The sequence below is a fragment of the Romboutsia sp. CE17 genome (assembly GCF_012317385.1).
Taxonomy (GTDB): Bacteria; Bacillota; Clostridia; order Peptostreptococcales; family Peptostreptococcaceae; genus Romboutsia_E.
Window position 1 is genome coordinate 1,408,076 of sequence record NZ_CP051144.1, and the last position, 23,084, is coordinate 1,431,159.

23 protein-coding genes and 1 riboswitch are annotated in these 23,084 nt (G+C 27.4%); of the genes, 4 read left to right on the forward strand and 19 right to left on the reverse strand.

All coding sequences use genetic code 11. From position 1 onward, the window contains the following. Position 1: 1 nt before the first annotated feature. Entirely contained in the window at positions 2 to 583 is a 582-nt protein-coding gene (locus HF520_RS06760; RefSeq protein ID WP_168573291.1) for a tRNA (mnm(5)s(2)U34)-methyltransferase, read from the reverse strand. A gap of 14 nt (positions 584 to 597) precedes the next feature. Then, the gene (locus HF520_RS06765) at positions 598 to 1,311 is read right to left on the reverse strand and encodes a pseudouridine synthase (RefSeq protein WP_168573292.1); all 714 of its coding nucleotides are present in this window, start codon (positions 1,309 to 1,311) and stop codon (positions 598 to 600) included. Between the two features lie 192 nt (positions 1,312 to 1,503). On the opposite strand from HF520_RS06765, the gene HF520_RS06770 reads away from it, so the two are divergent. Further along, positions 1,504 to 2,598, forward strand: a complete 1,095-nt coding sequence (locus HF520_RS06770) for an AI-2E family transporter (RefSeq protein WP_168573293.1) — start codon at positions 1,504 to 1,506, stop codon at positions 2,596 to 2,598. Positions 2,599 to 2,629: 31 nt separating this feature from the next. Here HF520_RS06770 and HF520_RS06775 read toward each other — a convergent pair whose 3' ends face one another. The 8 genes from HF520_RS06775 to HF520_RS06810 form a co-directional block, all read right to left on the reverse strand. After that, positions 2,630 to 3,250 (reverse strand): tetratricopeptide repeat protein, encoded by a 621-nt coding sequence (locus tag HF520_RS06775; protein WP_168573294.1) that lies wholly within the window; start codon positions 3,248 to 3,250, stop codon positions 2,630 to 2,632. 222 nt (positions 3,251 to 3,472) lie between these two features. Continuing rightward, complete coding sequence (gene lysA / locus HF520_RS06780) at positions 3,473 to 4,768, reverse strand: diaminopimelate decarboxylase (protein ID WP_168573295.1); 1,296 nt, start codon at positions 4,766 to 4,768, stop codon at positions 3,473 to 3,475. A 16-nt stretch (positions 4,769 to 4,784) separates the two neighbouring features. Further along, on the reverse strand, positions 4,785 to 5,981 hold the full coding sequence (locus HF520_RS06785) for an aspartate kinase (RefSeq protein WP_168573296.1): 1,197 nt from the start codon (positions 5,979 to 5,981) through the stop codon (positions 4,785 to 4,787). Between the two features lie 83 nt (positions 5,982 to 6,064). Next, a riboswitch (Lysine riboswitch) is annotated at positions 6,065 to 6,235 on the reverse strand. A gap of 121 nt (positions 6,236 to 6,356) precedes the next feature. Then, positions 6,357 to 6,965 carry a hypothetical protein gene (locus tag HF520_RS06790; protein ID WP_168573297.1) on the reverse strand — a complete coding sequence of 203 codons (609 nt, stop codon included), beginning with the start codon at positions 6,963 to 6,965 and terminating at the stop codon, positions 6,357 to 6,359. A gap of 203 nt (positions 6,966 to 7,168) precedes the next feature. Beyond that, complete coding sequence (locus HF520_RS06795) at positions 7,169 to 8,869, reverse strand: hypothetical protein (protein ID WP_168573298.1); 1,701 nt, start codon at positions 8,867 to 8,869, stop codon at positions 7,169 to 7,171. Between the two features lie 123 nt (positions 8,870 to 8,992). Continuing rightward, positions 8,993 to 9,556 (reverse strand): hypothetical protein, encoded by a 564-nt coding sequence (locus tag HF520_RS06800; RefSeq protein ID WP_168573299.1) that lies wholly within the window; start codon positions 9,554 to 9,556, stop codon positions 8,993 to 8,995. A gap of 97 nt (positions 9,557 to 9,653) precedes the next feature. After that, complete coding sequence (locus tag HF520_RS06805) at positions 9,654 to 10,235, reverse strand: TVP38/TMEM64 family protein (RefSeq protein ID WP_168573300.1); 582 nt, start codon at positions 10,233 to 10,235, stop codon at positions 9,654 to 9,656. Positions 10,236 to 10,256: 21 nt separating this feature from the next. Next, positions 10,257 to 10,916: a hypothetical protein gene (locus tag HF520_RS06810; RefSeq protein ID WP_168573301.1), complete on the reverse strand. Its 660-nt coding sequence runs from the start codon at positions 10,914 to 10,916 to the stop codon at positions 10,257 to 10,259. A gap of 266 nt (positions 10,917 to 11,182) precedes the next feature. On the opposite strand from HF520_RS06810, the gene HF520_RS06815 reads away from it, so the two are divergent. After that, on the forward strand, positions 11,183 to 12,847 hold the full coding sequence (locus tag HF520_RS06815; RefSeq protein WP_168573302.1) for a glutamine--tRNA ligase/YqeY domain fusion protein: 1,665 nt from the start codon (positions 11,183 to 11,185) through the stop codon (positions 12,845 to 12,847). 57 nt (positions 12,848 to 12,904) lie between these two features. Here the strand turns inward: HF520_RS06815 and HF520_RS06820 are convergent, their stop codons facing one another. The 4 genes from HF520_RS06820 to HF520_RS15340 form a co-directional block, all read right to left on the reverse strand. Then, complete coding sequence (locus HF520_RS06820; RefSeq protein ID WP_168573303.1) at positions 12,905 to 13,792, reverse strand: YegS/Rv2252/BmrU family lipid kinase; 888 nt, start codon at positions 13,790 to 13,792, stop codon at positions 12,905 to 12,907. 20 nt (positions 13,793 to 13,812) lie between these two features. After that, positions 13,813 to 14,454 (reverse strand): lactate utilization protein, encoded by a 642-nt coding sequence (locus tag HF520_RS06825; RefSeq protein ID WP_168573304.1) that lies wholly within the window; start codon positions 14,452 to 14,454, stop codon positions 13,813 to 13,815. Positions 14,455 to 14,516: 62 nt separating this feature from the next. Next, entirely contained in the window at positions 14,517 to 15,782 is a 1,266-nt protein-coding gene (locus HF520_RS06830) for a 4Fe-4S dicluster domain-containing protein (protein WP_168573305.1), read from the reverse strand. 173 nt (positions 15,783 to 15,955) lie between these two features. After that, the gene (locus tag HF520_RS15340) at positions 15,956 to 16,090 is read right to left on the reverse strand and encodes a hypothetical protein (RefSeq protein ID WP_256372442.1); all 135 of its coding nucleotides are present in this window, start codon (positions 16,088 to 16,090) and stop codon (positions 15,956 to 15,958) included. 217 nt (positions 16,091 to 16,307) lie between these two features. Here HF520_RS15340 and HF520_RS06835 point away from each other — a divergent pair, with 217 nt between their 5' ends. Beyond that, a complete protein-coding gene (locus tag HF520_RS06835; protein WP_168573306.1) occupies positions 16,308 to 17,516 on the forward strand; it encodes a pyridoxal phosphate-dependent aminotransferase in 1,209 nt (402 codons plus the stop codon). 56 nt (positions 17,517 to 17,572) lie between these two features. On the opposite strand, the gene HF520_RS06840 is transcribed toward HF520_RS06835, so the two are convergent. Further along, complete coding sequence (locus HF520_RS06840; RefSeq protein ID WP_168573307.1) at positions 17,573 to 18,067, reverse strand: hypothetical protein; 495 nt, start codon at positions 18,065 to 18,067, stop codon at positions 17,573 to 17,575. Between the two features lie 188 nt (positions 18,068 to 18,255). Here HF520_RS06840 and HF520_RS06845 point away from each other — a divergent pair, with 188 nt between their 5' ends. Then, positions 18,256 to 19,194: an alpha/beta hydrolase gene (locus tag HF520_RS06845; protein ID WP_168573308.1), complete on the forward strand. Its 939-nt coding sequence runs from the start codon at positions 18,256 to 18,258 to the stop codon at positions 19,192 to 19,194. A 56-nt stretch (positions 19,195 to 19,250) separates the two neighbouring features. Here HF520_RS06845 and HF520_RS06850 read toward each other — a convergent pair whose 3' ends face one another. The 4 genes from HF520_RS06850 to HF520_RS06865 are packed head-to-tail and all read right to left on the reverse strand — an operon-like array spanning position 19,251 to position 23,071. Further along, positions 19,251 to 19,460: a cold-shock protein gene (locus HF520_RS06850; protein ID WP_168573309.1), complete on the reverse strand. Its 210-nt coding sequence runs from the start codon at positions 19,458 to 19,460 to the stop codon at positions 19,251 to 19,253. A 59-nt stretch (positions 19,461 to 19,519) separates the two neighbouring features. Beyond that, positions 19,520 to 20,437 (reverse strand): ABC transporter permease, encoded by a 918-nt coding sequence (locus HF520_RS06855; RefSeq protein WP_168573310.1) that lies wholly within the window; start codon positions 20,435 to 20,437, stop codon positions 19,520 to 19,522. Continuing rightward, positions 20,437 to 21,525, reverse strand: a complete 1,089-nt coding sequence (locus tag HF520_RS06860) for an ABC transporter permease (protein WP_168573311.1) — start codon at positions 21,523 to 21,525, stop codon at positions 20,437 to 20,439. Before HF520_RS06860 ends, HF520_RS06855 begins: the two co-directional genes overlap by 1 nt. Further along, positions 21,518 to 23,071, reverse strand: a complete 1,554-nt coding sequence (locus HF520_RS06865; RefSeq protein ID WP_168573312.1) for an ABC transporter ATP-binding protein — start codon at positions 23,069 to 23,071, stop codon at positions 21,518 to 21,520. Before HF520_RS06865 ends, HF520_RS06860 begins: the two co-directional genes overlap by 8 nt. Positions 23,072 to 23,084 lie beyond the last annotated feature (13 nt).

Genomic DNA, 23,084 nt, shown 5'->3' on the forward strand with positions numbered 1-23,084 from the left:
ATTAATACTCTTTTTTCTTTTCAATCAATATAAGTTGAGGAGGGTTATTTATTTGATTTACAAATTTGCTTTCTAGTACATTAAACTCATTTTGATCAAGTTCTTTAACAAATTCATAAACTATATTTTTTTCCTCCATGCCACCTTCATGACCTGTATAAATAGCTATACTTACTACACCATGAGGCTTTAATAACTTTAATGATGATTTTATAGCTTTTAATGTTGTGTCCGGTCTTGTTATAACATTATGATCAGCTCTTGGTAAGTACCCTAAATTAAAAAGTACACATGATACTTCTTCTTTTACATAATTCTCCATATTTTCATGGCCATCTAATATTAGCTTTACACGATCTAATAAATTAGCTTTTTCTAATCTTTTATTTGTAGATTTTATTGCTTCTTCTTGTATATCAAAGCTGTATACAAAACCATTTTCGCCTACTTTTTCTGCTAAATACTTTGTATCATAACCATTTCCCATTGTAGCATCAACAACTATATCTCCATTTGATATAACGTCTTCAATGAATAACTTATTAATCTCTGTAATTTTAGTTAAAAACTTAGCTTTAATCATTTATCTTACCTCTATTATATACTTTTTAAATACTCTACTTCTTCCTTAGTTAAGTGTCTATATTCTCCAACCTTAATTCCTCTTAACTTAATATTTCCCATAGCAACTCTTCTAAGTCTTAGTACTGGATGGTTTATAGCTTTACACATTTTTCTAACTTGTCTATTTCTACCTTCATGTATTTTTATTTCACACTTACAGTAATTCTTTTCTTCATTTTTGTCTACTATTCTAATTTTTGCTGGAGCTGTTTTATAATCCTCTATTTCTAGCCCTTCTCTAAACCTTTTTAGTTCTTCATATGTAGGCTCTCCTTTTACTAAAGCTACATATGTTTTATCTACTTCATGTTTTGGATGTGTCAACTTATATGTTAAGTCTCCATCATTAGTTAATATTAAAAGTCCGCTAGTTTCATAATCAAGCCTTCCAATAGGATATACCCTTTCTTTTATATCTGTAACTAAGTCTAATACACTAGGTCTATCAAACTGGTCTTTTACAGTTGTTATATATCCTTCTGGCTTGTTTAGTACTATATACACATAATTTTCACTCAAAGATATTACTTTTCCATCTACCTCAACTATATCTTTAGTTTCATCTATATTAAAAGATAATTCACTTATTATCTCTCCATTAACTTTAACTCTTTTATCTAATATAAATTCTTCAGCTTTTCTTCTTGATGCTATACCACAAGAAGCTATATATTTATTTATTCTCATACTTTCACCTTCTTAATATTTTTACTTGTATTATAAATTAGCGTTCTTTTCTATAATATAATACATAGAGATTAAAATCAAAACATTTATTACAAATTTCTCAATTTAAAAATTAAATATAATATCCCTTTAATTTATATTAGTTATAGTATATACTTAGTTTAAAATATTTAATAATAATTAGGAGGTAATATGATTTCAAAAGAAGATATAAAGCATTATATTTTATTAGCCTTTATTACTATATTACTTTATAAATTCATTAATAGCCCAATCCAATTTATATCTGGAATAGGTGGAATTGCAGGTTTTTTCAGTCCATTTTTAATAGGGGCACTAATTGCATTACTAATAAATCCACTAGTAATGTTTTTCGAAAAGAAATTTAATCTTCATAGACTATTGAATATACTTATATCCTATATAATAGTTTTTGTAGTTTTATTCTTAGGATTTAAGTTACTTATCCCTTCAATAGTGGATACATTAAATACATTAATTAAGGAAATACCTACATATATTAATATGTTTAATGAAATTTTAAGTAAGTATATGACAAAAGCTGAATTCTTTAATGCAATAGCTCCTCATATACAAGATAACTTAAATAGCATTCTTACAAATTTAGTAAATATACTTACTGCTTTTTCTTCAAACTTATTAATTCATATTTCAAGTATAACATCTATATTGTTTGATATAATAATGGGATTAATACTTTCAATATATATGATATTTGATAAGGAGAAAATAGCAATAGGTTGTAAGAAAATACTTTATGCAACTGTATCTAAAAGAAAGGCTGATGAAACAGTAGAGTTTTTTAGAATGTCTCATGAAATATTCTATGATTATATGATTGGTAAAATAATAGATTCACTTATAATTGGTGTTATTGCTTTTATAGGATTCCAATTTATAATTAAAATAGAAAATGTTTTATTCTTATCCTTTATTGTTTTTGTTACAAATATAATACCATATTTTGGACCATTTATTGGAGCTGTCCCACCAATACTTATGACCTTAGTATATAGCCCTATTAAAGCATTCTGGGTAGCTATTTTCATACTAATACTTCAGCAATTAGATGGAAACTTTATAGGTCCTAAAGTCATGGGAGATCAAGTTGGTCTTAGTCCTTTATGGATAATATCTGCTGTATTAATTGGTTCAAGCTTGTTTGGTCTTATAGGAGTATTCTTATCTGTACCAGTAGCAGCAGTAATGAAATCTTCAATTGATAAATATATAGAAAAAAGGCTTTATATAAATGACTCTAAATAAAAAAAGTTGTCCAAATGGACAACTTTTTTATTTATGTTTCTGGTGCATCAGTAATATTAGTGCTTTGATTAGTACTACCTTGAGGATTATTTATATTATCAGTTCCTATATTATTTGTATTATTTTCTTCTTTGTTAGCTTCTTCCTTTTTAGCCTCTTCTTCTGCTTTTTTAGCTTCTTCTTCTGCCTTCTGAGCTGCTTGCTCTGCCCTTACTATCTCTTGATTTGCCTTATAAACATCTTTACTAGCAGTTATTTTAGCATTTTCTTTTCTTTCTGCTTGAGCCGTTAATTGTTCTTCATAAAGTTTTTTCATCTCTTTTAATTCACTTGATGCTTCATCCTTAATTACTGAAGATCCATTTTTTATATTTTCAATAGCTTCAAGTTCTTCAATTGCTTTTTTATAATTTGTATAAGATTTAAACTTATCTACATTCAACATTCTCATAGCTTGCATGTACATTGCCCTAGCATGTTCATCATCTTTATTTTCTTCTAATGCCTCTGAAAGTATTTTCATTGCATCAGAGTACTCATGAGCCTCTAGTGCTGCTCTACCATCCTGTACTAAGGTACTCTTTTCTTCTTTTGTACATCCGATCATAAAAATTGATAATAAAGCTATGATTAATACTATTTTTTTATTCATTGAATCCCTCCTTATTATCTTAGTTTAATTTTAACATACTTACGCAAATTTTGTCATAAGTTAGGAAAATAATATAAAAAAACTATAATTTTAATAAATTTTGTTTGTATATACTTTAATAATTTTTAATATTTTATATTAATTTTATCTTGTGAAGATTTTTATATTATATTAGAAGTAATTTTTCACAAAAAAGGAGAGCATTTTTTGCTCTCCTTTTTATTATATAATTTCTAAATTTAATAGCTCTTCATAGCTTTGTCTTTTACAAACTAATTTATCATCACCATCTCTTACCATTACAACAGCAGATTTAGGGATTTTATTATAATTTGATGACATTGAGTATCCATATGCTCCAGTTGATGTTATAATTAATATATCTCCACTCTCTATTTCCATTACATTAGCATGAGTTATCAATATATCTCCACTTTCACAGCATTTTCCTGCTACAGTAACATTATTTACTTTTTCATACTTCATTTTATTTACAATACTACACTCATATCCTGCTTTATATAGTGAAGGTCTTATATTGTCTGTCATTCCACCATCAACACTTACATATGTTCTAACATCTTTTATATCTTTAATTGAGCCTATTGTATATAAAGTACTACCTGCATTAGCTATTATTGATCTTCCTGGTTCTATAATAAGCTTTGGTACTTTAATTCCTAATTTATTACATTTTTTATCTACTCTATTTATTATTGCTTCACAAAATTCTTTTATGCTATTAGGTTTATCTTCTTTTGTATAATAAACACCAATACCTCCACCTAAGTCTATTTCTTTTAAATCTATATCAAATTTTTCTTTTATTTCTTTAATAAGATCCATCATTATATCTACTTCATCCATAAATGGCTCAATATCAAATATTTGTGAACCTATATGAGCATGAAGTCCAACTAATTTTATATTTTTATATTTTGATAACTTTTCTATTGCTTCATATAAATCACCATTTATTAAAGCAAAACCAAATTTTGAATCTATTTGACCTGTTTTTATATAATCATGAGTATGAGCCTCAATGCCAGGAGTTATTCTGAAATAAATTTCTTGAGTTATATTTTTATTTTTGCAAAGATCTTCTATTATATCTAATTCATAAAAATTATCTACAACGAATCTTCCAACGCCTAATTCTATGCCCATTTTTATTTCATCTATTGTTTTATTATTTCCATGAAATAATATATTTTCCATTGGAAAGTTTGCTTTATAGGCTGTATATAGTTCTCCTCCTGAAACTACATCTAAACATAAATTTTCCTCATTTATTATATTGCACATATATAAAGGTAAAAAAGCCTTACCTGCATATGCAACTTTATTACCATTTTCTTTTACTCTAAAATATTTTTTATATTCTTTGCAATTACTTCTTATTAAATTTTCATCATATACATAAAGTGGTGTAGAATATTTTTTAGCTAATTCAATACAGCTTACTCCTCCTATGTATAGAGTATTATTTTTTATTGACATATTCCCATGTAGTTTCATAAACTCCTCCTAAGTCTTAGACATTAAAAACTCTTCCTATTTCATTTATTGCTATTTGTTTATCACAAGAATTTATAGCACAACTTATTTTTATTTCTGAAGTAGTTATAAGCTTTACATTTATATTGTGTTCTTTAAATATTTTAAATACTTGTGATGCAACACCAGCAGTATTTTTCATACCTAATCCTACTAAGCTAAGCTTTGTTATATTATCATCTATTATTATATTTTCATCTTTTGAATATCTACTTACTATATCTCTACAATCATTTAAATCTTCCTTTGCTATGGTAAATGAAATATTTACATAATTATTAATTGGAGCAGTTTGACTTATCATATCTATATTTATACCTTTATTAGCTATATTTTCAAATAAACTCCATATATTTTGAGTCTCAAAATCTTTTATTGTTATACAAACATCATTATCACTTGTTGCTAGACCTGTTATTATTTTTTCTTCTAATTTCATATCTTTTCCCCCTCTAATATATGTGCCATTTAATTCTCCACAAGATAAGCCTACATATACTTCTATGTTATATTTCTGAGCTAGCTCTATACTTCTTGAATGCATTATTTGAGCTCCTAAACCAGCTAGTTCTAACATTTCTTCATATTCAATTTCTTTTAATTTTTTAGCATTTTTATAATTTCTAGGATCAGTAAAATAAATACCATCTACATCTGTATAAATTTCACATTTTCCACCTAGTTTAATGGCTAAAGCTACTGCAGATGTATCAGAACCACCTCTACCAAGTGTAGTAATATCGCCTTCATCATTTAACCCTTGAAATCCTGTAACTATTACTACCTTACCTTCATCTAAACTTTGTCTTATCTTAGATACATCTATGTCATCTATTTGAGACTTTCCATGTTCACCACTAGTATGTATATCCAACTGATACGCATTATAACTTATAGACTCACACCCTAAAGATGATAAACTCATAGCTAATAAAGATGCAGATACAATTTCACCAGTTGACATTAAAGCATCTAACTCTCTTTTATTTGGCTTATCAGTTATATGTTTTGCAAGTTTTATATAATCATCTGTAGTATCTCCCATAGCTGAAACAACTACTACAATTTTATTATCAACTTTCTTTCTTTTAATAATATTTTTTGCAATATTTTTTATTTTTTCTATACTATCTACCGAACTACCACCATATTTTTGAACTACTACATTATTCATTTTATCCCCCCTATAAATAGCCATAATTATAAAAAAACTACACCAAAAGGTATACTTTTGGTGTAGTTTTTTTATACACAAAGTAACCTTGTAGCTCACCACTTAATACTAAGTGACAGTATCATGTATATTTTACATAATCCCAGAAAAATTATTTGCCAATAAGTTTTCTTCGGCTGTACTTCCTTTCATTCATAATCATAACCTGCCGATTCCTATGAACTACTCTTAATTACAGCACCTCTACCCTAGGTATTTCTATTTAAGTTTTATTTAATAGTAGTTTATTATTCAGAATTTTTCAACTAATTATTTTATGTATTTTGTTTTAATTTTTTATAATTAAATAAAAAGGCCTATTTCTATAAAATAGGCCTATATACATTTAAATAATTTATTCAAACTTAAGTCTATGAAACTTATATTAGTTGAAGTATTGTCCAATTGTAAGTAACGAGTATCCTTAGTTGTAATTACCAGAACTTTAGGAATTTCAAAAAATGGGATAGTTGATTCATTAATTTTATATTCTAAATTAACGTACTTTGATTTATCTATTTTTCCATCCAAATCTATATCAACTAAAATTTGATTTAAATCATTATATTTATCCGTGTACTCTAAAAATATATCATATGTCCTATTACCAACTTTAGCATTTCTATAAAATCGCTTAACTTCATACCCTCCCATGTTTAACTTAATAGCTAATTCTGAACCTATAATAATTTTAACTAAATCCTTACCCTTATATTGCTTACTACCATTTAAGTAATATACATAAGAATTATCTTTAAAACCGTTATAATTTATATTACAGGGATATTTTCTAAGTGTATACTCATTACACATTTTTCTCAGAGTCTTCTTGAAGGGCTTTCTACCATATCTTTTTTTAGGTGAAAAAACTTTTCCAACTTGAGTTTCTGTCATACATCTTACTCTACTAATTAAAAGTAATATATCTCTTTCTATCCCCATCATGATGTCTCTCTCCTTGAGTCATTTATTTATCAAATCGTACTAATATTATATTAAGAATAGATATCAAAATTGACATATTAAAAAAATATTTTTTAATAAAGTTTTTTAATTAAAAAGTAATCCCTTTACTAATATAAGTAATATTGTTATTTAATTACATAAAAAAAGTGTATCGAACTTTCGATACACCTTTTTATAATTTATTATTCATTAGTATTTTCTGTTTTAGACTCTTCTTTTTTATCTTCATTTGTTTTATTTTCTTCTTTTTTATCTGTATCAGAATTGACACCTATATTTAAGTTATCAAATTCAATTATATCTACAACTTCATTTTTACCTTCTTGGTAATCTATTTTTACCTTATCTCCAATTACAGTTAAAGGAAGCTCTGTTGATACTTTTGATGTTGAAGTAAATATCTTTTCTTTATCAGTATCTATAGTTAAATAATAGTTAGTGTTTCCACCTTTAACATCTGGGCTAATTCTAGTTACTTTTCCTTCTATACTAATTTTTGAAGTATCATTGCTTATATCTATATTATTTCCATCTGTTGATAAGGCCTCTCTATAATTCATAAGAGCTTCATCTTTTGTATCTCCTAGTCCAAGTATTGCAAAGTCTTCAACAGAAACAAAAGCCACCATCTTAACAAGTCCAGCTTTATCTTTTAATGCCGATACATATGTAGGCGTTCCTAATATATTATACATTACTGGGAAAGTAGCTTCATAATTTTTTTCTTGTACTTTACCTTCAGCAGATCTCATTGCAGCAGTTTCTGTTGCTCCTGGCTGTTTATATAATTTAGTTTCTTTAGTACGAGTATCTACTAACATAAATCCTATAGTTGATTCATCACCACCTGCAGAAGTTATTCCAGTATACCAATATGATTTTCCATCATTTCCATATACTAATGATGTTCCTTCAGTTGGAACTAATACTCCTTCTTCAGAAATAACTGAATTTAAAAATCCTTTAACGTATAATCCCCAGTCATTTATTTGGTTTATAACAAATTGATCTGGTTGTATTCTATCTATCCATTCTGGAGCATCATCAATTGAGTACCTAGTAACTTCTCCAGTTTGAGCATCAACTAGGGCTACTCCTATAGCATCAGAACCACTAAATCCTACCTTGTGCTCATATAAACTTGTTACCCAATAAGGTCTTCCATCATCATTTATTTCTAATGAAAAATCAGTCATACCAGCATTAACTATACCATTTACATAGATATGTCTATGTAAATCTTGTAAGAAGTATGCTTGTGGCTGATATAATATCTTTATAGGCTTACCATCCAAATCTTGTACTAATCTAACATCTTGTGGATTACTTGCAGACACCATTACGTATCCATTAGTTCCATCTAAGTTTGTTATCCATTTTATAAAATCTCTATGTACTAAAGGTGCCACCCAGTATAGTTCTCCATCCACATTTTGTATATGGAATTCTCCTAATTTAGATACACTACCTATAGCAGGTATTTCACCTAGTTTTTTATCTCCAAGTTTCATTGCCATTTCTTCATCAACTATACGAATATCATTTACACTTACAGGACTTACATCCTTATCAAAATTACTTTCTTCTACTGTTCCTATAAGATTTCTATATGCCTTTGCATGAAATATTGGTGAAGATGTGACAAAAGGCACAGCTGAAATAAATAATATCATCGCTATTGCTATAAAAAAATTATTTTTGGCTAAATTTGAAGTTCTTTCTCCTTTATCAAACATCATATCTAATATTCCGGCTATAACAAAGAATATTATTAATGTTGTAAAACCAGATGTAAAATCTAATCTAAGTACTGGAAGCTTAATAAAAGCATAAATAGCTACTAATATAAGTGCTATCCCGTATGATTTTAAATATCTTTTCATAAATACTCCTTTCAAAATAACTGTTATTACCATTATAGCCATTTATTTCTAAAAAATAAATAGCGCTTTGAAATTAGATTTATAGTGTTAATTAAATCTTAATCAAAAGCGCTATCTATAGTTTTATGCTTTAGCTGCATATGGTATATATTTTTTTTCTTCGATACTGTATTTAGATAAAAGTCCTTCATATTCTAAACTAAGTTTTTCATTATCATAAAAACAATCAGGTCTTATACTACAAGGTGGCTCATCAAATAATCCTACATCACTTTTACTTAACATATCAGCAACAAAATGAGAGCAAACATATTTATATTCAGCTTGTCTTGGTCTATTTAATGTTAAATAAATAAGAGCCATTACATCATAATCATATTTTTTTCTATTCTCACTGACAAACATTATATTATTATATATATCATAATATTGTGAGTCTGTAACCTCTAAAGAGTACACCCTACACATCGTATTTTTTCTAATTGCGTACAATCCTTCATTTATATTTTCCTCAACAAATCCTGCAAATATTGGTGTTTTAGGATTTAATCTTCCAAATGAGTACATTGGTTTCAATTCTTCATTTAATGCTATTGATACATGTGCATACGGGGTTTTACTTATTTTTCTTATTAAGTAAGATAATACGGTTCCAGTATATGTTGTTACTATATATATCTTTTTCATTGTTTCCCCCTATTTTTGTTTAACTTTTTATTAACTTATATATTTTAACATATATATCTTAGTATTTCAAATTTATTACTTAATGATATAAAAGCTATTAAAAATATTGTGTATTGTTACCTTTGTGCATTTTTTTATTTACGTCTTTTCCTATCATCCAAGATCCTAAAATAAATAATGAAAATAAAATTATTTTAAAAGGACTACTTAGAAAACTGCCTATATCTTCTCCCACATAACTTATAAATAAAAACATTATAAACTTTCCACACACCATACCACTAATAAATGTTTTTATATCAAAGTTAGTAAATCCACTTAAAATTGTTACAAGAAAATCTGATATAAATGGACATAGATAACTTATAAATATCATACTAAAACCTTGTTTTTCTATATATTTTTTAAGCTTTTGATTATTATATTTCTCTCTGAATTTATCAAATATCTTTAGTGCAGAAAACTTTTTAGCTATAAAATAAAGTATTATCGCTGCTATACAAGATCCAGCCCAAGATATAAAAAACCCCATCCACATACCAAATATAATTGCATTTGCTAAAATCATTGCAACTAGTGGCAGTACTGGTATAAAACTTTCTACTGCTGCTAAAAAAAATGCTATGATTGCTGCTATACCTTTATGTTCTGCAACGGAATACAATAACTGCTCTATCAACTATGTCACCTACTTTATTATCTATTTAGAATTATACTCACCAATAAACTCAATAATATCTAAAGCCGAAACAGAAATATTTACTATAATTTTGTTATCTTCAACATTTATATCTTTTAATGTAACTGGCTCCATATAAATTTTATCTATAATTATTACATTATTATTTATATCAAAAGGTAGATTTGATATATTTTCTTTTAGTATGGATTGAACAATTTTATTACTTAGTTTAAGTTTTCCAATTTTAAATTCTCTTAAATTTAAATGTAAATTATTATCTACTAACGTAGGGTAAATATTAAATTCATACTGAGTATCTATAATATTTAATAATTTATATGGCATAATCACTTTAATATAATTATTATGTAATGTAATATTACTATATTTTAAATCATCTGTATTATAATTATAATTTGTCATTACAGTATAAATTATATCTCTAAATTCATCATTAGATACTGCTATGACACCATCTAATCTTATTGGATCTGTTAATATGTTAAATGATTCTATAAAGTTTCCTTTTAATAATTCTTCTGTTGTTATAATATTACAATCACTATTATTAAAGTTTATCTTCTTATCTGGAGTAAAAGTATAATACATTCCACCTATTAAAATAACTATTATAATTAAAATAGTTATAGCTATTTTTGTACCTTTTATAATAATCATTCCTTTCTTTATAAATATCTACTATGTTATATATTAATTTATTTCATAAGTTTATAATTTACAATATAAAACTTTATAATACTATTATAAAAAATTTAATTTTGTTTAATACTTAATAAATATACGATTAATATTTAAATATGTTATAAAATAAATTATTTGTTATTATCTCTTTATTTTTTTGCCAGATTGGATTAAAATTAATACTATGGAATTATAGTATCTTTTTACTATAAGTAAATTTTTATAATTGAGAGGTAGAAAATATGTCAAATGAAACTAATTCATCTAATTTTATAAAAAATATAATTATAAATGACTTAGAAACAGGAAAACATGACAGCATAATAACTCGTTTCCCTCCAGAACCAAACGGGTATTTACATATAGGTCATGCAAAAAGTATATGCTTAAACTTTGGACTTGCAAAAGAATTCAACGGAAAAGTTAACTTAAGATTTGACGATACAAATCCTGTTAAAGAAGATGTTGAATATGTTAACTCTATAAAAGAAGATGTTAAATGGTTAGGATTTGATTGGAATAACTTATACTTTGCATCTGATTATTTTGATGAAATGTATAAAAGAGCTGTCCTTTTAATAAAAAAAGGTAAGGCTTATGTTTGTGAATTAAGTCCTGAAGAAATAAGAGAATATCGTGGTTCATTAACTGAGCCTGGAAAAAACAGTCCATATAGAGATAGAAGCGTAGAAGAAAACTTAGAGTTATTCGAAAGAATGAAAAACGGAGAATTTAAGGATGGAGAAAAAGTTTTAAGAGCTAAGATAGACATGTCTTCTCCTAACATAAACTTTAGAGATCCAATAATTTATAGAATTGCACATGCTACTCACCATAATACTGGAGATAAGTGGTGTATATATCCAATGTATTGCTTTGCTCATCCTCTTGAAGATGCTATAGAAGGTATAACTCATTCTATATGTACTCTTGAATTTGAGGATCAAAGACCACTTTATGACTGGTTTGTAAGAGAATGTGAAATGGAAAGTGTTCCAAGACAAATAGAGTTTGCTAGACTTAACTTAACTAATACTGTTATGAGTAAAAGAAAGTTAAAGCAACTTGTTGATGAAGGTGTAGTTGATGGATGGGATGACCCTCGTATGCCTACTATATCAGGAGTTAGAAGAAGAGGATATACTCCAGAATCAATACGTAATTTCTGTTCTGAAATAGGTGTTGCAAGAGCTGACTCTAAGGTTGACAGTCAATTATTAGACCACTTCTTAAGAGAAGACTTACAACCTAAAGCTCCATTAGTAATGGGTGTTCTTAGACCATTAAAATTAGTTATTACTAACTACCCAGAAGGTCAATCTGAAATGTTAGATATAGAAAACAATGCTAAAGATGAAACTAAAGGTACTAGACAAGTTTCATTCTCTAGAGAATTATATATAGAACAAGAAGACTTTATGGAAGAACCAGTAAAGAAATACTTCAGATTATTCCCTGGAAACGAAGTTCGTCTTAAAGGTGCTTACTTTGTAAAATGTACAGATGTTATAAAAGATGAAAATGGAAATGTAACTGAAGTACATTGTACATATGACCCAGAGACTAAGAGTGGTTCAGGATTTACAGGACGTAAAGTTAAGGCAACTATTCACTGGGTAGATGCTAATAATTGTAAGCCTTGTGAGTTTAGATTATACGAACCATTAATACTAGATGATGCTCCTGAAAATGAAGGAAAGCACTTCTTAGATCAAATAAATGAAAACTCAATAGAAATATTACAAGGATTTGCTGAAACTACTCAATTAGAAAATGCTAAATCTTACGATAAATTCCAATTTGTTAGAAATGGATTCTACAGTGTTGATCCAAAGTATACAACTAATGATAAATTAGTATTTAATAGAATAGTTCCATTAAAGAGTTCTTTCAAAATAAATAAATAATAAAAAAGGATTGTGCTTTTACAGTACAATCCTTTTTATTATTTACACAACATACAATTAATTAAAACCTAATATTTCAATTCCATCTTTTATACATTCAATTTCTAATGGAAAATCAGGTCCCTTTTCTCCATCAATATCTGTTGTTAAATCATCGCTACATTCTATAGTAAGTTTTTTCGTTTTAAAATACAGTAGTTCATCTTCATTAATATGATCTAAATGCTCACCTTTTAAAGTATTTATAAGTAGAGGGATTGACTTTGGTATTGGAGTTACTTTAAATATAATTACATCTAAGTATCCATCATCCACCTCAGCCTTATATGCTAAATTAAGATTACCAGCTGTCTTACCATTAAATACTAACATTAAATACATGTCTCCCCTATACTCTATTTCTTCTGACTTTACATTTATATTAAAACCTCTTAAATGAAGTGCTTCTTCTATTCCTTTTATATAATAAGATACTCTCCCCATAGAATTTTTAAATTCTGGATTTATCTTCTGAGAAACATCCGTAAACATACCTGCACTAGCTACATTTATAAAATATTTATCATTAACCTTTCCTATATCAATCTTCCTAGGTTTAGAATTTATTATATTTTCAATAGCTTCTTTAACATTAAAAGGTAAACATAAGGCATTTGCAAAATCATTTGCTGTACCAGTCGGTAGTATGCCTATAGGTAGATTTATATCTAATTCTTTTATAACATTTATGACCATATCTACAGTCCCATCTCCACCAGAAATTAATATATGGTGATAATTATCGTCTATATCTTCAAATGCATCTTTTATTGGATTACTTTTACTAAGTCTATATGGGACTAAAATATAATTATTTTCTTGATAAATTTCTATTATAGAATCTAATTTGTTTACAATAGATTTTTCTCCAGAATTAGGATTATATACAAGTTTTACCTTTTTCATGTTTTCCTCCTTATAAAACGCTAATATCCATAATTTTCATTTAAGAATATTATATGCATTCTTCCCGCTGTTCTTTGTCTTTTTATTATTGTATATTCGCAACATAATCTATCAGGACTTAAACAATCCATACATTCACCTGTTGTTGCACATGGTGTTTTAGAACTTAATCTTTTTGCATTTGCCGGTGCACATATTTCTTTGTTTCTTCTTATAGCTTCATCAATGTCCTTAACAATTTTATTAACACCAACAACTAATATAACTTTATCTGGACCATAAAGCATTGCTGCTACTCTATTTCCATTTCCGTCTACATTATAAAGCTCTCCATTTTCTGTTATTGCATTGGTACTAGCAAAATATGCATCAGCATAAAAAGATTTTCTATATATTTCTTTTACATCTTCTGGTTTTAAATTTTCTTTATGTCTATCTAAAAAATTATACTTCCCATTTTTTAAATAATCTATAACTTTTGTCTCAAATAAAGTCATAGACCCCCCACAGGATACCATATCCCCTTCATTTAATAATTCATCAATTTTATTAAAAAGCTCATCTTCACTATTAACTAAATATGCACTCATATTATTTTTTTCTAGAGCCTTCATAGTTCTTTCTATCTTCTTCTCATTAACCCAATTTAAATTACTATCCATTTTATCTCCTCCATAATTAAACACATATTTAATATTCTACCATAATATGTATATTCTTACATTTACTTTTGATTCATACTTAATAATCTATCTAAGTATATTGACTTAACTTGATTATTTGCTAAGGCTCTTTTTGCTGGAGGTAATTTAAGTATTGCAGAAAGTATAGCTGCCATTGTTCTATGACTACTTAAAGCTTTATTATCAAATATTAGCTCTTGTAGCTGACCTTTTTCTATAGCCATTAAAACAACCCGATGAACTGAATTGGCAGGAGTTATTATTTTTTCTTTTCTTCTTAAAAGAGTTATACTTTTTTTACTACAATTTCTAACGCAAACTCCACACCCTAAACATCGCCCTTCATCAATTTTTATTATGGTTTTATCATTTTCTTTAACCTTGCTTATTGCTCCTATTGGGCATATATTTACACACTTTCCGCATTTTATACAAGAATCATAATTAATATTAGGTATAAAACTCGTAGTTTCTACTGGATGCATATTACCAAATTTTCTAGCAGCTAGTAACGCTTCACAACAACATCCACAGCAATTACATATAAAGTTAACTCCACTTCTTACATTTTCACCGCATTGAACTAAATTATGTTCATATGCCTTATGAAGTAACTCTTTACACTCTGAAGCATCTATTCTTCTTGCATAATTATTTTTTATTAGAGAATTTGCTGTTCCATTAAAAGTCATACATATATCCATAGGAGCATCACACCCCTTACCTACATGTTTCATTTTGTGTCTACAATAACACATTCCTACAGCAATATGTTTAGCTTCTTCTATAATATGAGTAGCTCTTTCATAATCTAATATAACAACTTCATTGTCATTACTTAAAACCTCTTCTTGAACATAAACTCTTCCTAATTTTGTTTCTGATGAATAAAATAAGTCTTTAATAAAATCCTCTTCTACATTTAAATATTGGTAATAAAGTTCAGCAAGTAGTTTTTGGTCAATATCATTTCTAGTTCTCATCAAAGCAAATTCTATAAAACCAGCCATAGGAGGAGGTAGTATATACTGTTTACCTTTATCATCTTCTATATCTAGTAAAATTGCTTTACTTGCAAGTTTATCAAGCACTTTTAATGCTTCACTTTCACTTACACTCCATATTTTAGCTGCTGTTTTTACTCTAAATGCTTTAATAGGTAGCTGAGCAACTAATTCAGCTTCTTTTTCTGTAAATAACATAGCTAATATTTTGTATAAAGTTTCAGAAGGAGGAGCCCCCTGAGGAAATCTATTCAACCTCTCCTCTAAACTTTTATACGCCTTTTTTGCGCTTATATGCGACATTTATATCACCCCTTTATTTTATTATATAATTTATCTATCATAAAAATAATCTTACTTCACATTATGTAACCATTAGCATTTTTTTATAATATAAATTAAAATAAAAAAAGATTGAACTATTTTTAGTTCAACCTTTTCTTGGAATATATATATAAATCATCAGGAATATAAGATTAGTTATGCTCTATTATTGTTTTTGTAGTATCTATATTTTCAGCTACACATCTTTGGCTGTTTATTCTTTCATTAACTAGTATGTAATTTGATATACCTTTTATTGTTTTTAATACTTTTTCTACTATTTTCATCTTATCTTCATCTCCATTTGTCTTTCTTTATCTTACAAGAATATTGTATACAATATGCAGTATATTGTCAATATGTTTTTATAATAATTTTTATATATTTAAAAATTTTATTTCAAAGGTCTTATTTTCTATAAATTTCTTTCCATCTATAATTTTAAACAGATCATTATAACAAATGTGTTAAAATGTAATTATTAATATAAAAGGGGTGTATGTGATGATATCAAGTAAAATGGAAGCTCTTCTTCAAAGTAATTCTGTCATAAGAAATATGTTTGAAGAAGGAAAAAAATTATCTCAGATTTATGGAGATGAAAATGTTTATGATTTTAGTATAGGAAATCCTAATGTGGAACCTCCTGAACATATAAAATCAATTATAAATGAAATTCTTAATTCTGAATCTCCAAATTTAATACATGGATATATGAATAATTCTGGTTATGAAGATGTTAGAGATTCTATTGCATCTCATTTAAATAAAAAAGAAAATCTTTCACTTAACAAAGATAATATTATAATGACATGTGGAGCTGCTGGAGGTTTAAATATAATACTTAAAACTTTGCTTAATCCAGGTGATGAGGTAATAACCTTTGCACCTTACTTTGGTGAATATAAAAACTATGTTAATAATTTCGATGGAAAACTAATTGTAGTTCCAACGGATATAAATAATTTTGAACCTGACCTTAATGCATTAAAAAATGCAATTTCTCCTAACACTAAAGCTTTAATTATAAATACACCTAATAATCCAACTGGTGTTATATATTCTTCTGATTTTTTAAAGAATCTAGGGAATTTATTAGAGGATAAACAAAAAGAGTTTAATAGTAATATTTACTTAATTTCTGACGAGCCATACAGGGAAATAGTTTATGATAATGCTGTTGTACCTTGCTTATTAAAATATTATAAAAATACTTTTATAGGATATTCTTACAGTAAATCTTTATCTTTACCAGGAGAGCGTATCGGATATGTTGTTGTAAATAATGAAATGGATGATTTTAATGCAATAGTAGATTCATTAAATATAGCAAATAGAATTTTAGGATTTGTTAATGCTCCCTCTTTATTCCAAAGAGTAATTTCTAAATGTCTAGATGATGAAGTTGATGTAAGTATTTATAAAAGAAACTTTGATTTATTATATAATCATTTAATAAACTTAGGATTTACTTGTGTCAAACCAGAAGGTACGTTTTATTTATTTCCTAGAACTCCTATAGCTGATGATAAAAAGTTCTGTGAAGATGCAAAAAAATTCAATTTGTTACTAGTTCCAGGTTCTTCTTTTGGATGTCCTGGTCATTTTAGAATATCTTACTGTGTATCTTATGAAACAATAAAGAGCTCACTTCCTGCTTTTGAAAAGTTAGCATCACTTTATAATTTAAAACCTTTAAAAACTTCAAATTAAAAAATAAAAAGTGCCCATTAATTAAATTTTGAGGCACTTTTTATTTTAAATATTTATTATTCAATAATGTTTTTTAATGCAGAATTTATCAGATTTAAAATTACAAATCCTAATTCAAACTCTTCTTTGCTTGCAAAATCGATATATGATTTCATTTTTTCCCATTTAGCTTCTATACTATTTTCATCTTTAATTATACTATTTATATCATTTATTATATTATAAATATCTTCTCTTTTACCTTCACTAATGTCTTTTATATTTTTTATACTTTCTCTGCTTTCATTAAAGATTTCATCTAATTTACATGCTTTATATTGAATAGTAATCTGCTCTTTATAATCAGTTATAAATTTCTTAATATCTTCTAAATCACTTTTTGTATATGACCATACATTTGACTTTTCTAATTCTCTTAAACTATGTATATCTTCCTTATACTTATCTATAATTTCCTCAATTGAAATTGCTATTTCTAGTAAATTATTACTATTTAATGCTTCTTCACATTTATTTATATCTAAATTTAAAATTTTTATTGACTCTTTCATAAAATCCTACCTTCTATTTTTATGTATATTATATCAAAAAATCATTTATCTAATATTATTTTTATATATTTTCTAATTAATTTTTTAATACTTTAAACAATAAATACTATGATTATCAAAATGTATATATTTAAAAATATTTATTTTTATGATAAGATATTAATAAGCAAAATTTAAGGAGATTGAACATGAAAAAGAAAAAAATAATTATATCTATATCAATAATTTTATTACTAGGAATTATAGGTATCAGTGCTTATGTTGGTAATTATTTTTATAATTTAGCCTTAAATCCTAACACCCCTAAAGATATGATATTTGGTGATGATGAAGATGATTCACTTGAAGTTAAAGAAGATGTTGATTGGCTTATTGAAAAGTCAAATTATACAGATAGATACATCACTTCATTTGATAACTTAAAACTTCATGCATATGAAGTAATTAATGAAAATAATAGTGATAAATGGGCCATTGTTGTTCATGGATACACTAGTGAAGGTAAGTATGTAAGTTCAAAGGCTAAGCATCTATACATGATGGGTTATAATGTTTTAATTCCAGACTTAAGAGCACACGGACAAAGTGAAGGTGATTATATAGGTATGGGATGGGATGATAGACTTGATATTATAGATTGGATTGATTATATAGTTGAAAATAATCCAGATGCAAAAATAGCACTCCATGGAACATCTATGGGGTCAGCTACAGTTTTAATGGTATCTGGAGAGGAACTACCTTCCAATGTAAAGGCCATAGTTGCTGATTGTGGTTATACTTCTGTATGGGATCAATTTACTTATCAACTTAAAAGTTTATTCAACCTAAAACCATTCCCTGTAATGAATATATCAGATATAGTTACACGAATTCGTGCTGGATATTCTCTAAAAGAGGCTTCCGCAATAGATCAAGTAAAAAACTCAAAAACACCTATATTATATATACATGGAGATAAAGATGATTTTGTTCCTTATTATATGATGGATGAATTATATAATGCTACTAATTCCCCAAAAGAAAAACTAATAGTTGAAGGGGCTGAACATGCAAACTCAGATTTAGTTAATCCAAAACTTTACTGGAATACAGTTAATAACTTCTTAAATAAATATATAAATTAAATAAAATACATTTAATAAAAAATAAGGGGATGTTATATTTGAACACCCCCTTATTTTTATAATTTTTGAACATTAATTGCTGATGGTCCTCTATCAGCTTGGACAATATCAAAATTAACTTCTTCGCCCTCGTGTAAATCTTTGTTATGACCTTCTTCTTTTATATTAGAAAAATGAACGAAAACATCTTCTCCATTATCACTTCTTATAAAGCCATAACCTTTGTCAGTATTAAACCATTTTACAACGCCTGTATAATTTGCCATTAAAATATCTCCTTATAATTATATTTCTACAGAGATATTATTTCTTAAATATTGTATTTTTATGCTTTATTTTCTTGCTTTGTTTTATTTGCACAATAAACTACGTATATAACAACTATTGCAAGGTATGGAAGCATTTGTATGAATTCTATTGGAAGATTAGCCCCTTGTAAATAGTTACTCATACTTTCGGCAAATCCAAATAAACTTGAAGTTAAAAGACCAACTATTGGATTAGCTTCTGCCATAGATTGAGTTGCAAGTGCTATATATCCTCTTCCTGAAGTCATTCCTGCTGAGAATAATGTTACATATCCCATAGATAAGAATGCCCCACCAAGAGCTGAAAGTATTCCACTCATAGTAAGTGCTATATATTTTACCTTATTAACACTTATTCCTACAGATTCAGCAGCTTCTGGACTTTCTCCAACTGCTTTTATTCTAAGTCCTAATTTTGTATATTTAAACATTATCCATACAAGTAAAACTAATATTAACGCCACATATGTTAGTATGTTATGTCCAGATAAAATTTTACCTAGTACTGGTATATTTTCTATTATTGGTATATTTATATTTGGTAATGCTAAAGAGTTAAGAGATGTAGATGCACCTTTATCTCCTGTTAGTAAATATAATCCAAATACCGTCATACCTGAAGCCATTAAGTTAAGTGATATACCTGATATAATAATATTTGATTTTAATTTAAGTGCAAAATATGCAATTATATTACTTAATATTATTCCTGATATCACTGCAAGTAACAATCCTATAAATGCACTTTGTGTAAAGTGACTACCTGCTACACCGACAAATGCAGCCGTTAACATTGTACCTTCTAAAGCTATATTTCTAGCTCCTGCACGAGCTGCTATCATAGCACCTAATGTTGTTAATAGTATTGGAGTTGTTGATCTTATAACTGCAAACCAGAATTCTTCTTTTAAAAAAATTTCAAATAGAGCTCCCATTATTTATCGCCCCCTTTGTTTTCATTGTTTGCTAGTGCTAGTTGGCTTTCTTTTCTTTGTTTTATAAAGTATAAAAATCTCTCAGCTGTAACTAAAAGAATTATTACTCCTTGTATAAGTGATACTATTTCATTTTGTACATCAGTTTGTCTCGCCATTATATCTGCACCAACACGGATATATGATAAAAAGAAAGCAGCTACTGGTACAAATATAGGGTTATTAGATGAAAGTATTGATATTATAACTCCATCCCAAGCGTAACTTGGAGCCATTGACCATTGGAAACGTCTATACATACCTAACTTTTCTATAGCACCACCTATTGCTGCCACAAAACCAGATATAAATGAAGTATATAAAATTACTTTTTTTGTATTTATCCCAGAGTATCTTGCAAATTCTGGGTTTGATCCTACTATTCTTATTTCATATCCCCACTTAGTACGAGTTAAGAATATAAATAATAATATACATGTAACTATTGCTATTATAAAACCACTATGAAGTCTAGTTCCCTCAACTATATTAGAAAGAGACGCACTCTTTAAAAATTTAAGTGAAGCAAAGTTACTTGCTTGTCTATCTATTAAAAACTTATTTACTATATAAAGACCAGTGTAGAAAAATACATAGTTAAGCATTAAAGATGTAACAAGCTCATTAGCTTTATACTTAACCTTACACCACGCTGGTATACTACCAATTATACCGCCTATAAATCCTGCTATAACTATTGCTACCATTGGATGTATTCCACTTGGAAGTGGTATCATTATAGCCACTGCTGATGCTATAACTGCTCCTATGTAAAATGAAGCATCTGTTATCATAGAAAAGTTTCCTGATTTGAAAACTAAACTAATAGATAAACCTGTAAACATAAGTGGAACCATCATCTCAAGTACATTAAATAAGTATCTTTTTGAGCTTATAGGTCCTGTAAGTAGTGTTCCTAAAGCTTTCATTGGATTTTCACTAACCATAAATATAATTACTGTTGTTATTAAAAGGGCAATGCCTACTGCAACAAATAGCCTTAATAAGTCAAAGTATTTTAGTATATTAAATTTACTGTCTTTATGCATAATAAGCACCTCCAATTACATCATCACTATCATGCTTAACTCCTAGCATGTAAAGACCTAATTCTTCTTCTGTAACATTTTTAGCATCATCAATATAACCAACTATTTTACCTTCATGCATAACTATTATGCTATCACTTAAAGATAAAACTTCACCTAAATCAGAAGATATAAGAAGTATTGCTTTTTTAGCTTCTCTCATATCAAGTATCTTATGTCTTATAAACTCAATGGCTCCTACATCTATACCACGAGTTGGTTGGTTAACTATAAGAAGGTTTGGATCATACAAGAATTCACGACCAACTATAACCTTTTGAATGTTACCTCCAGATAAGTCCTTTATAGACTGCTTTGTATTGTCATGCTTTACTATAAATTCTTTTACTAACTTAGTTGTAAATTCTTTTACTTTATTAAGGTTTAATAAACCTTTATTATTTAATTCCTTAGATGCATATATTTTAGATATTGCATTATCTTCTATTGATAGATTTGGAGCACTACCAAAATGTAATCTATCTTCAGATACATGAGATATACCTAATTCTTGTCTTTTTAGTATAGATGCTTTAGTTATATCATCTTTGCCTAAAGTTATTTTTCCATTTACAATTTGAGTTGTACCTACAATAGCATTTACAAGTTCAGATTGTCCATTTCCTTCTATACCTGCTATACCTAGTATTTGTCCTTCTCTAACTGTAAAACTAACATCATCTACTACTACATTTTTAAATGAATTTTTAACAGTTAAATTATCTACTCTTAATACTACATCTCTAAAGTCTCTTTCTGTTTTTTCAATATTTAAATCTACATCACGACCAACCATAAGTTTTGATATTTCTTGTTCAGATAATTCACTAACTGAATAAGTTCCCATTGTTTTACCATCTCTTAGTACAGTTAATCTATCACAAAGTTCTTTTATTTCATGTAGCTTATGAGATATAAATATAATTGTATATCCTTGTTCTTTTAATAATTTTAATTGTTTAAATAGTTCTTCTATCTCCTGTGGTGTAAGTACTGCTGTTGGTTCATCTAGTATTAATATTTTAGCTCCTCTATATAAAGCTTTTAATATTTCTAGCTTTTGCTTCATTGCTATTGAAATGTCTTTAACCTTTGCTCTTGCATCAACTTTTAAATTATACTTTGTTGAAATTTCTTCTGTTTGCGCTATAGCTTCTTCAATATTTATAAATCCTGATTTTGATGTTTCATGACCTAATATTAAATTTTCTGCAACAGTTAAAGAAGGCACCAGCATAAAATGCTGATGCACCATCCCTATACCTTTATCTAACGCTTGTTTTGAAGATGTAAAGTTAACTTTTTCTCCATTTACAAATATATCTCCACTTGTTTGTGGTATCATTCCAAATAGCATTTTCATTAAAGTAGATTTTCCTGCACCATTTTCTCCTATAAGTGCATGAATTTCACCTTCATTAATAGCAATATTTACATTGTAGTTTGCAACTACACCACCAGGGTAGACCTTTGTTAAATTACTTACCTTTAATATTTCATTATTCATTTAACACACCCCG

Coding starts and splice junctions, on each gene's coding strand:
- HF520_RS06760 (WP_168573291.1), bottom strand. CDS start 583: ATGATTAAAGCTAAGTTTTTAACTAAAATTACAGAGATTAATAAGTTA.
- HF520_RS06765 (WP_168573292.1), bottom strand. CDS start 1,311: ATGAGAATAAATAAATATATAGCTTCTTGTGGTATAGCATCAAGAAGA.
- HF520_RS06770 (WP_168573293.1), top strand. CDS start 1,504: ATGATTTCAAAAGAAGATATAAAGCATTATATTTTATTAGCCTTTATT.
- HF520_RS06775 (WP_168573294.1), bottom strand. CDS start 3,250: ATGAATAAAAAAATAGTATTAATCATAGCTTTATTATCAATTTTTATG.
- lysA (WP_168573295.1), bottom strand. CDS start 4,768: ATGAAACTACATGGGAATATGTCAATAAAAAATAATACTCTATACATA.
- HF520_RS06785 (WP_168573296.1), bottom strand. CDS start 5,981: ATGAATAATGTAGTAGTTCAAAAATATGGTGGTAGTTCGGTAGATAGT.
- HF520_RS06790 (WP_168573297.1), bottom strand. CDS start 6,965: ATGATGGGGATAGAAAGAGATATATTACTTTTAATTAGTAGAGTAAGA.
- HF520_RS06795 (WP_168573298.1), bottom strand. CDS start 8,869: ATGAAAAGATATTTAAAATCATACGGGATAGCACTTATATTAGTAGCT.
- HF520_RS06800 (WP_168573299.1), bottom strand. CDS start 9,556: ATGAAAAAGATATATATAGTAACAACATATACTGGAACCGTATTATCT.
- HF520_RS06810 (WP_168573301.1), bottom strand. CDS start 10,916: ATGATTATTATAAAAGGTACAAAAATAGCTATAACTATTTTAATTATA.
- HF520_RS06815 (WP_168573302.1), top strand. CDS start 11,183: ATGTCAAATGAAACTAATTCATCTAATTTTATAAAAAATATAATTATA.
- HF520_RS06820 (WP_168573303.1), bottom strand. CDS start 13,792: ATGAAAAAGGTAAAACTTGTATATAATCCTAATTCTGGAGAAAAATCT.
- HF520_RS06825 (WP_168573304.1), bottom strand. CDS start 14,454: ATGGATAGTAATTTAAATTGGGTTAATGAGAAGAAGATAGAAAGAACT.
- HF520_RS06830 (WP_168573305.1), bottom strand. CDS start 15,782: ATGTCGCATATAAGCGCAAAAAAGGCGTATAAAAGTTTAGAGGAGAGG.
- HF520_RS15340 (WP_256372442.1), bottom strand. CDS start 16,090: ATGAAAATAGTAGAAAAAGTATTAAAAACAATAAAAGGTATATCAAAT.
- HF520_RS06835 (WP_168573306.1), top strand. CDS start 16,308: ATGATATCAAGTAAAATGGAAGCTCTTCTTCAAAGTAATTCTGTCATA.
- HF520_RS06840 (WP_168573307.1), bottom strand. CDS start 18,067: ATGAAAGAGTCAATAAAAATTTTAAATTTAGATATAAATAAATGTGAA.
- HF520_RS06845 (WP_168573308.1), top strand. CDS start 18,256: ATGAAAAAGAAAAAAATAATTATATCTATATCAATAATTTTATTACTA.
- HF520_RS06850 (WP_168573309.1), bottom strand. CDS start 19,460: ATGGCAAATTATACAGGCGTTGTAAAATGGTTTAATACTGACAAAGGT.
- HF520_RS06855 (WP_168573310.1), bottom strand. CDS start 20,437: ATGGGAGCTCTATTTGAAATTTTTTTAAAAGAAGAATTCTGGTTTGCA.
- HF520_RS06860 (WP_168573311.1), bottom strand. CDS start 21,525: ATGCATAAAGACAGTAAATTTAATATACTAAAATACTTTGACTTATTA.
- HF520_RS06865 (WP_168573312.1), bottom strand. CDS start 23,071: ATGAATAATGAAATATTAAAGGTAAGTAATTTAACAAAGGTCTACCCT.